This window comes from Desulforamulus aquiferis (assembly GCF_030577015.1).
GTDB lineage: Bacteria > Bacillota > Desulfotomaculia > Desulfotomaculales > Desulfotomaculaceae > Desulfotomaculum > Desulfotomaculum aquiferis.
This window is the reverse complement of sequence record NZ_JARPTC010000021.1, coordinates 1-12836: the sequence shown is the minus strand read 5'-3', so window position 1 is coordinate 12836 and position 12836 is coordinate 1. Positions and strand designations below refer to the sequence as shown.

Here is a 12836-nt window from a genome sequence, read left to right as displayed (position 1 = left end):
ATACATTTTTAAATATTAACTTTAAAATATGACAAAAATCCACTTGTTTTGTGACAATAAAAGCAGGACAACCCTTCAGCTGTCCAGCTTTTATTTAACATCTTGATTGTAAGTTAATAAGTTAAGTGCCTGGCACCCTAATCCCAAAGATGTTCGGGATATCCTCTGCCGCTATTCCCCGTTTGCTTTTCCTGCCTGCATTTTTCAGCATGCTATCAAGCTTCTGCTCCATGGATTTCCGGATCAGTTCTCTTCCATCAATATCTCTGAGCTCGAAAAACAGCAGCGGATTCTGATCCAATCTGGCACCTATACCATACAATACCGCCGCCACATGTTTGCACATACTTGCGTAATCAGGACAGCTACAGTTAAAATGGATTTCCTTCGGAGATGGAAACATGGAATACCTTTTATCCGTGAACAAAATCTCCATTTCCTTGGGAAATTTTCCTTCTATCAGCTGTTCCAGGGTATCAATTCTGTGATTGCATAATTCAGAGATTTTACGCCATTTCGTACTGTTTAGGGTATCAATCAAAATCTCCGTATCATAGGGCTTTGCCCTGCTCCCCTGTACTATGGCAGTTACTCTTCCTTTCGATAGCTTTAAATCCAACACTGCATTGCTACGGACATAGCTTTTACCTCTAGCGATCCGGTTACTGTAATCTGCATAGCTCTCCAGGTTTAGGTTCCAGGCCTTTCCCCACCAGCTCTTGGCCAGTGTCCTTCCCTCAATGATGACGGGTTCCAAACCTGGGTTATTCTTCTTCAATTTTTTCAGTGCCTTTTCCGCTTTTGCCTTTTTCTCCTCAACTGATACATACTTTGGATATCCGTAATAGCTCATGCCTTGTCACCGCCCAATGCAAATAGCTCCATCAGTTCTTCATTACTGTACTCCGTAATCCACTGCTCTCCATTTGTACTCAGAATGTCCCCAGACAGTTTTCGCTTCTCCTCCAGAATCGTATCAATCTTCTCTTCTATGGTACCTTTGGTAATAAACTTGTGCACCATGACATTCTTCGTCTGCCCAATACGAAATGCACGGTCGGTGGCCTGATTTTCCACAGCAGGATTCCACCATCTGTCAAAATGAATTACATGATTGGCTCCGGTCAGATTCAGGCCAACCCCGCCTGCTTTTAGAGACAACACCATATAGGGAATATATTGTTCTCCATTGAACTGTTCTACAATCTCATTTCGTCTTTTCACCGGGGTGCCGCCATGAAGTACAAAACCCTCTTTATCGAATATTCCCGCAAGAAAATCGGAAATTGGCTCCGTCATTTCTTTGAATTGAGTAAAGATAAGAACCCGTTCCCGTTTCTCCCGAATCGTTTCACAAATTTCTCTAAGTTGCTCAAACTTGCCACTTTGCTCCGGCTTAAATTCCTCTCGACCTACATATTGATCCGGATGATTACAAATCTGTTTAAACTTCATAATACTGGATAATATAAGCCCTTTTCGTTCAATTCCTTCCGAATCCTCCAGCTTCTCCTCAATCTGTTTAATAAGTTGCTTATATAGAGCAACCTGCTTATTGGACAGGGTGGTGTAGGAGTTTATTTCTAATTTATCAGGTAGATCTGATATGATCTTTTTATCTGTTTTCAGCCTTCTCAGGATAAAGGGCTGTATCATTTTACGCAGCCTGGCATATCCGCCCGAATGTTCTTGAAGCTCTTTCGCAAAATCCGTAAATTCCTTGGCAGTTCCCAAAAGCCCTTGATTCAAGAAATCAAACAAGGACCATAAATCACTCAATCGATTTTCAATAGGAGTTCCAGTCATAGCAATCCTAATTTCAGCTGGAATCTGTTTGATAGCTTTTGTCTGTTTAGTACCGGGGTTCTTAATGGCTTGTGCCTCATCCAAAATCAGGTAATCCCACTTCCTGTTATTAAGTTCTTCCAGCTTGACTGCCATGCCATAGGTGGTAATATACAGGAAATAATCTTCTTTGATCTGAACCGCTTCTTTTGCTTTTAGCTCACTCTTGTGCAGTATCTGGTAAGGCATTTCCGGTGCGAATTTATCAATTTCCTTCTGCCAGTTGCCAATCAGAGAGGCTGGCAGAATCAGCAGTGCATGTCCGCCGCAATGAACCCTGGCATATTCCAAATAGGCAATCATCTGAACGGTCTTGCCCAGCCCCATATCATCTGCCAGACAAGCCCCAAATCTCATCTTAGAAATTTGATAAAGCCACTGATATCCGTTTCTTTGATAGGGCCTAAGTGTCGCATGGAAAGAAGGTACGGTATTTACCTCCGGCAGTGCTGCCGGCTGGGTTAGATTCTCCTTCATTGTTTTGAGCCATTGCCCATTGGTAACCGACACCTCTAGCTCATCGGCCGGGATATTCAGCAGCTCATTCCCATTCAACTCAAGCCTTATGGCCTCTCCAAGGGATAATGCCCCCTCTTCGGCAAGGTCCTTTACCTTCTCATAAGCCTGAAGCAGGGCTTCCAACTTAGCTTTACTGACCTCAACCCATCTTCCTTTGTATTGTATGAGTCCTTCTGCCATGTTCAGAAACTTCCTTAGTTCCTTTTTGGTAAGTGGCTCATCTCCTATTTTAAGAGCAGGTGAAAAATCCATAATAGCATCCAACCCCACCCTGGAGGGTTCCTTTTCTCCCACTGTAATCGAAAGCCGGATAGAATTGCTGCCTTTGCGCCACCAATCCGGTACCCTGCACATGATGCCGGCTTCCTCATAAAGGGCAATTTCCTTTAAAACAATGTATGCTTCCTCTCTAGTGAGCTTCAGGGGCGAGAACAATTCCCCACTTTCCAGCAATTCAGAGATAAAGCTGCTCTTCTCCGCAGCCTTGATAACTGTTGAAATGAGGTTAAGCAGCTTCTTATCCTCCCCTCTAAATTCCTCTAATGCATTTTTCAAAGGGTTGTGTACTGCTCGCTTACTCTTAACCGTCTTGGTTGAGTAAGTGGCCATAAAGGCAAAAGGAAATTGTTCTTCTTTATTTTCAACCAGGTGAAAAAACACCCTGCCTGCAACATTGATATTGGAGTTATAATCCGTAAAGTACCTGTTAACGGTACCATCATAGTCCCTGATTTCCGTCCGGAAAACAGTCAACAGTTCCTCCCAGAGCCTTCGAATCCAGTCCGCGTCAATATATTCCATGCCAATTGCAAAGGGAATTTCATCCTTAAGCCTTTCCACTTCGTTATTTCCCAATTCAACCTGAACTTGATCCCGACTGATTTCGAGATCCGCCTGTTGGCTAATTTTTCTAATGAGCAACTCTGTTATGTGATGGAGGTACTCGAGGGAAGGCGAAAACCACTTTGCCCTTTCCAGGAAGCCAAGATGAAACAGGGCCCTGTGTTTGTCTGCTTTGAACTGCATCATCCAGGTTTTAAGAGGATCCTGCAGTTCCAATAGGTCCTCCTCAATGACAAAGCCTGAAGGTGTGAAGTAGGCGCATAATTGCTGTTCTTCCTGTTTTTTTATTCGTGGCATTAGACTTGTCCTCCGCTAGCCGGTTAGGTTATCTACAAATCTATTATAACCGCTATTGCCTCTTCTTGCAGCTATTGCTAAAGCTTGGTGCAATTTTCCCAGCCTTAGACTTTGTCCTTTCGATATTTTACCTAAGAGTTTGATAATTGGAGGTTTAACCGGCAATATGTTGTATAATCCTGGATAAATACTTAATTTCCAGGGGGCAACAGTAATGAAAGCTAAGGAGATAAAAACTATCTGTAACTTGGGTACCGGTAACATGGGCTTTGGTACGGCTTTAATGTTTGCTTTGGCCGGGTATCAGGTTAAGATGTTTGGCCGTTCAGAGGAAAGCGTTAATCGAGGTTTTAAAAACATTAGGGTATACTTTGGCGAAGATTACCTTCGCGTTATCGTATGGGTACTCTCAGAGGAGGGATAGTCCCAAACCTCACCCGCCCAATAGAACATGGTGTCGTTATACAGCTCCACCGACTGACGGTAGATGTCATGGCTTCTGTCCAGTATCTCCTGTGCCTTTTCTGTCTCGGGAGTATCCTTTGCACGGAGACGCTGTTTTCGACTGGCTGCAAGCTGTGACCTTGCACTTTCTATTATATTTTGTTTTGCCTTCAGCTCCTTTCTCACCACCCAAAACCATAAAGCTATGAATGCGGCGGTGCTGAAACAAGCAATGGAACAGGCAATTATTGTAGTCAAATAGGTCATCCCCCCTCTTTTTTCATGCCTGCAAGTAATCGTTTCTGTACAGAAACATCATAGCAATTTGCGAGAAAAAATGTGTCTTCCGGTGTGAAATGTAGTAGAAAACGGTGTGAGGTGCAAAAAATTGCCTCTGAACGATAAAACTTGCGGTATAATTATTTTGAATTTTTACACATTAACGGAGGTGAACTGATTTGCATATTGCAATATGCGATGATGATAAGGAGGAGCTTGTCCGTATCTCATCATTTCTAGAAAAATACAAGCGAGAGCATAATGCCTCGCTTACATATAAAGCCTTTCACAGTGGAGCGGAACTGCTTTCCACAGTAAAAAGTGGTGATTATGCACTGTATCTTTTGGATGTGATTATGCCTGCGGTTAACGGTATGGAAGCGGCAAAGGAAATCCGTAGCTTTGACACTGAGGCAAAAATCGTCTTTTTGACCTCTTCGCCAGAATTTGCCGTAGCAAGCTATACCGTCAAGGCGATGGATTATATTTTAAAGCCGGTAGGTGAAGGTCGTCTTTTTGGTGTTCTTAACGAACTGATGACAGACAGCCAAAAACCACAGCAAGGGTTAACCGTAAAATCAAAAAACTGCATTGCACGGATTTTGTTTTCAAGACTTGTCTATGTGGAGGTCATGAATAAGCAGGTGTATTTCCACCTTTCGGATAACAGTGTTCGTGAGGTAACGGCACGTCTTTCAGAGTTTGAGCAGACACTTCTTGCAAGACCCGAATTTATGCGAGTTCATCGTTCCTATATAGTTAACCTGTGTCAAATCAATGAGCTTACATCAAACGAACTGACTACACATCAAGGAAAAAGCATCCCTGTATCGAGGATACTGTATAAAGAGGTACGAGATGCCTATGTCAAGCAGCTGTTTTGGGAAGAGAGGAATACTCTATGAATCTATTGGAGTTTTTAAACTTTTCTAGTGTACTTTTATTCGGCATTGTGCTTACGCTGTCGTTTTCTGGCTTACCCTTTCGCAAAAACGCTGGGCAATATAGTGTTTTGTTTTTGGTATTCGGCTTGATACAAGCTCTTGCTTATTCAATTCTAGGATCGGAATTTTTATTCAAGGCTTATCCTGTTTTAATTCATTTGCCACTTTTTCTGGCTATAAAATTCTATTATAAAAAACCAGCCCTCCTCGCAGGAATTTCGATATTTTCTGCCTACCTGTTTTGTACACCGAGAAAATGGATTGGCACATTTATTTCATCGTTCTGGGGCTATGATGCTAATATCTCCTATATAGTACAGATTGCGATCACTCTACCACTGTTGTTTATCATCGTAAAATGGGTTGCACCCTATGTAGTGCGCCTTAAATATGAAAACAGCAAGACTCTGAAGTTAATTTTTGCAGTACCTATGCTTTATTACTTTATGGAATATACACTTACCGTATATACCAATTTACTTTATACAGGTGGAGCGGCTATTGTTGAATTTATGGATGCTGCCGTGGTGATTATTTATTTTGTTTTTACCGTAATCTTTCTCAAGACATTGTATGAAAAGGCAGAAATAAAGCTAGAGTATATGGCTTTGCGTGTAATGGAAAATAGTTTTAGCAAAGAAATAGAAATGCTTAGGGAATCCCAAATGCAGGCAGTTATTCACAGGCACGATTTGCGGCATCATTTATCTTTGCTGTATGGTTTTGCAGAAGGTGGGGATATAAATAAAATCAAAGGTTATCTTTTACAGGCACAAAGGGATCTGGACAAAATTACTCCAATCCTGTTTTGTGAAAACGACACGGTCAATCTGGTGCTTTCCTTCTTTGACAGTAAGGCAAAAAAGGTGGGGGTCACATTGCTCACTGCTGCAAAGCTGCCCAAGGAACTGGGAATTTCCGATACAGAGCTTTGCAGCGCACTGTCCAACGGACTGGAAAATGCTATCACTGCTGCAAGCAAAATCGAGGACAAGTCTTTACGCACCGTTAGGGTAAGCTGCTCTGTCAATCGAAATAAGCTATTAGTTATGATACAAAACGCGTACACCGGAGAAATAGAGCAAAAAAGCGGTGCGCCATCTTCCAAACAGGAAGAACACGGTTTCGGCTGCCGGAGTATTGAAGTCATTGCAGAAAAGAGAAAAGGCTTTGCCACCTTTGAAACCGAGGGCGGTATCTTTACCCTGCGTATGGTATTGCCGATGGAGAACATCAGTAGCCTGCCGGTGGTATAGCATTTTGGCGGAGAATGATAAAAAATAGGGTGTTGGGTACACTAAATCGCTCAAGATTTTAGCATCCAACACCCTTTTATACTTACATCTCCCTCCCTTCCCCTTCTGCAGATGTAAACATTTCCACCATAGCATCCAGCATATCCAACTGATGGAGGATTGCCGCTTCCAAAAACTCGGGTCTCTTCAGTGATTGCCACTCATACTCCCCATGATGGATAACGATCATGTGCAACAGCTTTTTTCGCAATACCTCTGGAAAGTCTGGGATCTGAGAGATGTAACGTTCCACCAATCCTACCCCTAAAACTACATGACCTGAGAGACTTCCCGCATCGTCAAAGTCAATGGTTGCTCGGCAACGATATTCTTCCATTTTTCCCAAGTCATGCAATAAAGCAGCGGTTACTAATAAATCCCGATCCATTTGAGGATATACTCTTGCCAGTCCTTCTGCTGCTGCAACAAGACCCCTGCTGTGCTGCCATAAACCACCTAGGAAGGAGTGATGGTTACGCTTAGACGCCGGTGCCTTGGCTATACCCTCCACAAAACCTTTATCCTTAACCATAACAGTTAGTAATGATTGCAAATAGGGATTTTTAAGGGATGACGTTATATTTAACCATTCCTCCCAAACAAATTCCACTGAAACTTCGGTAGAGGGAAGGAAACACTCCATATCTATATTCTCGTCATTGCAGGCTGTAATAGAATAAAGACTAATTTGAGCCACTCCATTGTATTCACTAACCAGGCCTGTAACCTTAACCACATCACCAACAACACAGCAGTTGCTAACTTCTTCAACTTGTTCCCAGACCCTACCTCCCACCTGACCAGTTTTATCTGACAAGGTAAGAGCAAGGAAAAACCCTGAGCCGTCACGAAAGGGAAGAAGTTTCTTATTCTTGACAGCGTATACCCTCTGCATCTGTACCCCTGGCTTTAAATCACCAATAAAAGAACTCATCATCACCCCTCCTATTTAACTTAATGCCCTAATTAAAATAACAAAACTCAGCTCACCAACCCCCAACCACCAAAACCATAAAGCTATGAATGCGGCGGTGCTGAAAAAAACAATGAAACAGGCAATTATTGTAGTCAAACAGGGCCCTCCCCTTTTTTTATGCCTGCAAGTAATCATTTCTGTACAAAAACATCATAGCAATTTGTGAGAAATAATGTGTCTTCCGGTGTGAAATGTAGTAGGAAACGGTGTGAGATGCAAAAAACCAGAACGATAAAATTTGCGGCAGCTTTGACACTGAGGCAAAAATCGTCTTTTTGTCCTCTTCGCCAGAGTTTGCCGTGGCAAGCTATACCGTCAAGGCTATAGTTCAGCAGCATTCACCTTTTGCGGAATTAGAAAACCTCCACCCAGAATAACCATCAAAGTCAAGGCAACAATTTTGCAACTTAAAGCTCTTATCACACCCATACCCCCCATTGTTAATGTCGCTTATATATAATAATGTATTTAACATATACTACCTAGTGAAGGTGTAAACAGCATCAAATAATTAAACTAGGAAATAAAATAAAATATGTGCTATAATTATTCAGTTAACCTCAGCGACCGCAGTCACATACCGTAGTCATGTTTTAACTTTAGTAAAATTCAATGTCAATCAATTTATAAATTGAAGGTGAAAAATAATGATAAAAGAGAATATGAACAAAAGAAAACTACAGGCGACCAAAACAAAAAGAAAAATCTTTGAGGCCGCAAGCCAATTGGTCGAAGAACATGGAATAGAAAACGTAAGTGTAGATTCCATCGTAGAGGCTGCAGGGGTATCCAAAGGTGCCTTTTATGTGCATTACGAATCCAAAGATGCGCTAATAGCTGCTTTGGTGAATGCATACACAAACATAGCTGATATGGATTATAAATCCTTTTTAATATCACTTTCTGATCGCCAATCTTCCCTTGATATATTACTTCTATTTGCGGAAAGAATCTCCGATTTTATTGAGTTTAATATTGGATTGGAGAATATGCGGGTACTGTATAAAGCTCACATAACAAAAACTATTGATACAACATCTGCGATGGACTATAACCGGGAGCTTTATAAAATTTTTGTGGAGATATTGGAAAAAGGAGTCCGAGGGGGTGAGTTAAGGGAAGATATACCTGTTGAATCTCTGGCAAAACACTTAGTTCTTGCCATTAGGGGTATTGTCTTTGAATGGTGCATCCGTTATCCCGATTTCGATTTTAAGGAACAGATTCGTGATCACTTTAAAATATTACTGTACGGCTTAAAGCGGTAAATTCGGGCAGCTAACTACTTGAAAAAGTAGTTAGCTGCCCTCCCTTTGCTTCATTTAATTATTTTAAAGCCCAATTTCCTTTGGTCATAGAATTTTTTCGCCGCTTGTCGGCTGCTATAATAATAGACCAATCACCGTTTTTTCACATTATGGAACACTTCTTGCCGCTATTACTATTAACATCTAAGGCGATAACCCATGCGATAGTGCATAATTGGAGATGGCGTAGTGATAATTTCTTCATTTCAAGCTCATATTCCATTCAGTAAAGTTACTACTTTTTCACTAATTACAAGCGCGGATTACCCTCATAATTCCACTGATAAACTTTAATTTATCATTCCTTCTTCGATTTAATAATAGCAACTTCCTTTCTGTTTCAGTTTACAGATTACAGATACTTTGTTAAATGCTCACTTTATGGAGTATATCCTTACGGTTTATCTTTATCTGCTTTTCGGTTTTATTCAAGCTATCTTTTATTAGTTTTATTTCCTCAAGAATAACAACGGTACAAATCACAATTAACCCAGCTAATAAGACAATGCCTCCGTATATAGGATAAAGATATGTTTCGGATACACCGCCACCAACAATAGAGCTGAAAATCATTGAGAATATAACTATGATTATGCAGACAGTTTTGGAGACCTCAGCGTGTTGCACAATATAGGAAAAGTGCGCAATAGTCATCACTAAACCCTAATCCGCGCATGGATGCGCGGCTCTGCGTACGGTTTCGGCTCACGTCTCGTGAATTCCCGAAGTTTGGTTATTACCTGCATATTTTCTCAGATTTTGGGAATTAGAAGCCGTAGCCCCCAAATTCAGAGGCCGCCACGAACGGCGGCCCCTTGAATGAATCTTACATTTCTTTTTGATATTTAACCGCAAAGTAAATTGATATTAAATAATATAAAAGGAAAATTCCAATGGTAATTCCAAATAGCCATAATGGATAATCAAATAAAATCATAACATATGCTAATCCTATGATAAACCACTGGATAATATCAGCCGCTCTTGCCTTTGATTTATTCTGAATTATTACATTGCGTTCATCATTTAAATAAATTTCATTCTGCTTCTTAATTTCAGGGTGTTTTTGCTGGAAGTGTTTCATAAATAAATTAAAAAGACTGCTACCAAATAATGACATTCCAATCCCAATCAAGACTCCTGAGATATTTTTAACCTCTTCTGCTCGAAATAAAAAGCCTGTGACGATCAGCCCAATTCCCAATATAAGTATAAAGACATAAAATGACGTTTTCTTTACCATGATTATTCCTCCTCATAAATAAAAATTTCTTCGATTGGCATATCAAAATATCGTGCTATTTTAAATGCTAATATAATAGATGGATTGTAACGACCATTCTCTAATGAACCAATCGTCTGTCTAGATACTTCTAAAGCAGCCGCCAATTCTTCTTGTTTAACTCCTTGCTGCTTTCGAATTTCTTCTAACCTGTTTTTCAAAAGTAACATCCCTTCTTTATTTATGGAAAGCATGCTTTACATTTACAAGATAACACTTATTACTTCTTATGTCAAGCTAACTTTCCATCTAGCTAAAAAAATAATAGCAGTAAAAAAAGGTACTGTCTTGAAAGACAATACCTTTTCTCTACATATAAACTCTTAAAGCCTTGGTAGAAATGCTTTGATACTTTACTTATACTATTTTCATTATATTTATTTAGTCTTCGATTGGTCTTTGTTGATTACAGCAGCCTGAGTGACTGCAAACACTTTAAGACCAATCCCGTTTTTTACTATTATGGAACACTTTTTGACAGCTTACTCTTTCTCGTCACGCAGACGGTCTAATAACTCCTGAGTTTTTAACGTATTTTCCGTAACCAAGCTTATTCTAATATTCAAAGAGCGGTGATAAGGGCGCGGGAATTATCGTCAGCACTATGTCAATAACCCTGTCCCCTTGTCACCCCAATAAGTTAACTGCCTGGCACACCTATGTCTACTCTACATTGGGTAGTAAATAATCATGCTCAGTTTACAAGTTTTCTTTCCTAAATTTTTATAGTCATGAGGACAGTCTGCCTTAAATCGCATAGAATTTCCCTCAGTTATAACAAAATCCTCTCCATTTACAGTGATAACAACCTCCCCGAAAAACACAGTAATGAATTCCTGTGTGCCTTGGGGATGTGCTTCTGCATTTAGGAGGCCCCCACCATCAATTTCCAGAGTATACATTTCAAACCTTCTCGTACTATCAAAAGGAAATATAGGGAAATTTCTTAATTTGCCATTGTCTTCAACAAGAGGTTGTATTTCAGACTTATAGACAAGTTCAATATCAGATTCAGGTCTACTCATAAGTTGGGTAAAGGATATTTTAAGTCCATTAGATATTTTCCATATTGTTGATACAGTTGGATTTACATCCCCTCGCTCAATTTGACCGAGCATACTTTTACTCACTCCAGAAAGTTTTGCTACACTTTCAAGGCTTAATTTTCTCTCCTCACGAAGCTTTTTTAAATTTTCAGCAATAACGGAATTTAATTTATCTACCATATTTACACCAACCCCTTGACATTATATTGCACAAATTCTATCATTATATCGCACGCATCATATATTGTTCATTTTGTGTATTATATCATACAAAAAAATAGGAGGTAAATATCCATGCCAAATTTAACTGCTTTTTTATCCTATGTTCTTGTCACAACCTTTACACCCGGGCCCAATAATATAATGTCCATGTCAAATGCTAGTCGATATGGATTTAAGAATAGTATATTTTTTAATGTAGGAATTTTCTTTGGATTTTTTTTTATAATTGCTTTATGCAGTATTTTCAGTGCAACACTTTATAGCCTCATCCCTTCTATTAAACCAGCCATGACTTTTATTGGTGCCGCTTATATATTGTGGCTTGCATGGAAAACCTACAAAAGCAAACCTCATAGTGAGGATAAAAATGAAAAACACACAAATACTTTCTTGGCCGGCTTTCTTTTACAATTTGTCAACCCAAAAGTTATTCTTTATGGAATTACTACGGTTTCAACTTTTATTATGCCGCACTATAAATCTGTATTAATGCTCACATTTTTTTCTGTATTTTTAGCTTTCGTTGGCTTTATTGCAACTTGCTGCTGGTCATTATTTGGCTCTATATTCCAAAAGTTTCTAATTAGTAATAATACGATGATTAACACCGTTATGGCATTATTGCTTATATACTGTGCAATTTCCTTATTTTTCTAAAATTTTTAATATTCGTTACTTAAACTTACCAATGAATAATACCCATACTTAATTTTGCACTGAAGTCTCACAGATCCTTAAGGTATAAAATAATTAGTGGGCCAAAGACAATTTTTCTATGGCTTGTTCTAGGTTGTCTGCAAAGAAGATATTATTGTTCCTATTACAATCATAAATAATTTCATTAGTACTATTAGCTATAGCTCTCCGCAGATCTTGAATCCATATCAACTCATTATCATATGTACTTCGAATATTATCGCTGATAAAACTCCATATTGTTCTTTCCAGATGTGATCTTTCAATTAATAGATTACTGTCGTGTTTATTGCATTGCCCCATTAATAACTGCATCTTAACTTGATTTTCATATCCATCAAGCAACATATTTGGTTCACTGGTATTGAGTTCCTTGGACCATGCAAGCTGAACCAGGAAAGGCTTTTTATTTCACTAGGCTCAGCTGGAGAAAGAACCCATTCTTTTAACGCAACAAGGCCTTCACTGGTTATACTATAGATTTTTTTTGTTGGTGAACTTTCTTGATGCTTAACTACATTAGTTACCAAACCTTTATCAAATAGCTCTGTTAGTGATTTATATATTTGATTGTTATTTCCTGACCAATGCATAAAAGCTGATTCTTGAATAATTTTTTAAAAATCGTATCCTGTCATTTATTCGTGGCTTAGTATCCCTAAAATTGCATAACTGATTGACATATTTAAGGGGATGGCCTGTTTATAAATCATTATAATTTTTATCGTAACCCATAATGCATATTTTTTGAATACTGAACCATCAAAAATACACTTTTTTCATATAAAAATATGGTGTTGACATCCAAAATTCGGTCTGTCATCACCCTATTTATGTGATA

General features: G+C 39.2%; 14 protein-coding genes. 5 read left to right on the top strand and 9 right to left on the bottom strand.

Annotated elements, in window-relative coordinates; all coding sequences use genetic code 11:
* Positions 1-121: 121 nt before the first annotated feature.
* Together P6N53_RS13700 and P6N53_RS13695 are read right to left on the bottom strand one after the other, a co-directional pair.
* Positions 122-853, bottom strand: a complete 732-nt coding sequence (locus P6N53_RS13700; protein ID WP_304544118.1) for an SWIM zinc finger family protein — start codon at positions 851-853, stop codon at positions 122-124.
* Positions 850-3504, bottom strand: coding sequence for a DEAD/DEAH box helicase (locus tag P6N53_RS13695; protein WP_304544116.1), 2655 nt, complete (start codon positions 3502-3504; stop codon positions 850-852). Before P6N53_RS13695 ends, P6N53_RS13700 begins: the two co-directional genes overlap by 4 nt.
* A 214-nt stretch (positions 3505-3718) precedes the next feature.
* On the opposite strand from P6N53_RS13695, the gene P6N53_RS13690 reads away from it, so the two are divergent.
* Entirely contained in the window at positions 3719-3928 is a 210-nt protein-coding gene (locus tag P6N53_RS13690; protein ID WP_304544114.1) for a 3-hydroxyacyl-CoA dehydrogenase NAD-binding domain-containing protein, read from the top strand.
* Here P6N53_RS13690 and P6N53_RS13685 read toward each other — a convergent pair.
* A complete protein-coding gene (locus tag P6N53_RS13685) occupies positions 3886-4206 on the bottom strand; it encodes a hypothetical protein (protein ID WP_304544112.1) in 321 nt (106 codons plus the stop codon). The genes P6N53_RS13690 and P6N53_RS13685 overlap by 43 nt on opposite strands.
* Positions 4207-4406: 200 nt before the next feature.
* On the opposite strand from P6N53_RS13685, the gene P6N53_RS13680 reads away from it, so the two are divergent.
* Positions 4407-5132, top strand: a complete 726-nt coding sequence (locus P6N53_RS13680) for a LytR/AlgR family response regulator transcription factor (protein ID WP_304544110.1) — start codon at positions 4407-4409, stop codon at positions 5130-5132.
* Between the two features lie 416 nt (positions 5133-5548).
* On the top strand, positions 5549-6427 hold the full coding sequence (locus tag P6N53_RS13675) for a sensor histidine kinase (protein WP_304544108.1): 879 nt from the start codon (positions 5549-5551) through the stop codon (positions 6425-6427).
* An 82-nt stretch (positions 6428-6509) separates the two neighbouring features.
* Here the strand turns inward: P6N53_RS13675 and P6N53_RS13670 are convergent, their stop codons facing one another.
* On the bottom strand, positions 6510-7400 hold the full coding sequence (locus P6N53_RS13670) for a 3'-5' exoribonuclease YhaM family protein (RefSeq protein WP_304544105.1): 891 nt from the start codon (positions 7398-7400) through the stop codon (positions 6510-6512).
* Positions 7401-8089: 689 nt separating this feature from the next.
* Between P6N53_RS13670 and P6N53_RS13665 the strand changes: the two genes are divergently transcribed.
* On the top strand, positions 8090-8710 hold the full coding sequence (locus tag P6N53_RS13665) for a TetR/AcrR family transcriptional regulator (protein WP_304544103.1): 621 nt from the start codon (positions 8090-8092) through the stop codon (positions 8708-8710).
* A gap of 865 nt (positions 8711-9575) precedes the next feature.
* On the opposite strand, the gene P6N53_RS13660 is transcribed toward P6N53_RS13665, so the two are convergent.
* The 3 genes from P6N53_RS13660 to P6N53_RS13650 form a co-directional block, all read right to left on the bottom strand.
* Positions 9576-9992, bottom strand: coding sequence for a DUF2178 domain-containing protein (locus P6N53_RS13660; protein ID WP_304544101.1), 417 nt, complete (start codon positions 9990-9992; stop codon positions 9576-9578).
* A 2-nt stretch (positions 9993-9994) separates the two neighbouring features.
* A complete protein-coding gene (locus tag P6N53_RS13655; protein WP_304544099.1) occupies positions 9995-10192 on the bottom strand; it encodes a helix-turn-helix transcriptional regulator in 198 nt (65 codons plus the stop codon).
* Positions 10193-10699: 507 nt separating this feature from the next.
* Complete coding sequence (locus P6N53_RS13650; RefSeq protein WP_304544098.1) at positions 10700-11257, bottom strand: helix-turn-helix domain-containing protein; 558 nt, start codon at positions 11255-11257, stop codon at positions 10700-10702.
* 114 nt (positions 11258-11371) lie between these two features.
* Here P6N53_RS13650 and P6N53_RS13645 point away from each other — a divergent pair, with 114 nt between their 5' ends.
* Positions 11372-11956, top strand: a complete 585-nt coding sequence (locus P6N53_RS13645) for a LysE family transporter (RefSeq protein WP_304544096.1) — start codon at positions 11372-11374, stop codon at positions 11954-11956.
* A gap of 93 nt (positions 11957-12049) precedes the next feature.
* Here the strand turns inward: P6N53_RS13645 and P6N53_RS13640 are convergent, their stop codons facing one another.
* Positions 12050-12298 carry a hypothetical protein gene (locus tag P6N53_RS13640; protein WP_304544094.1) on the bottom strand — a complete coding sequence of 83 codons (249 nt, stop codon included), beginning with the start codon at positions 12296-12298 and terminating at the stop codon, positions 12050-12052.
* The gene (locus P6N53_RS13635; RefSeq protein ID WP_304544092.1) at positions 12298-12588 is read right to left on the bottom strand and encodes a PadR family transcriptional regulator; all 291 of its coding nucleotides are present in this window, start codon (positions 12586-12588) and stop codon (positions 12298-12300) included. The genes P6N53_RS13640 and P6N53_RS13635 overlap by 1 nt, the downstream gene beginning before the upstream one ends.
* Positions 12589-12836: the final 248 nt, after the last annotated feature.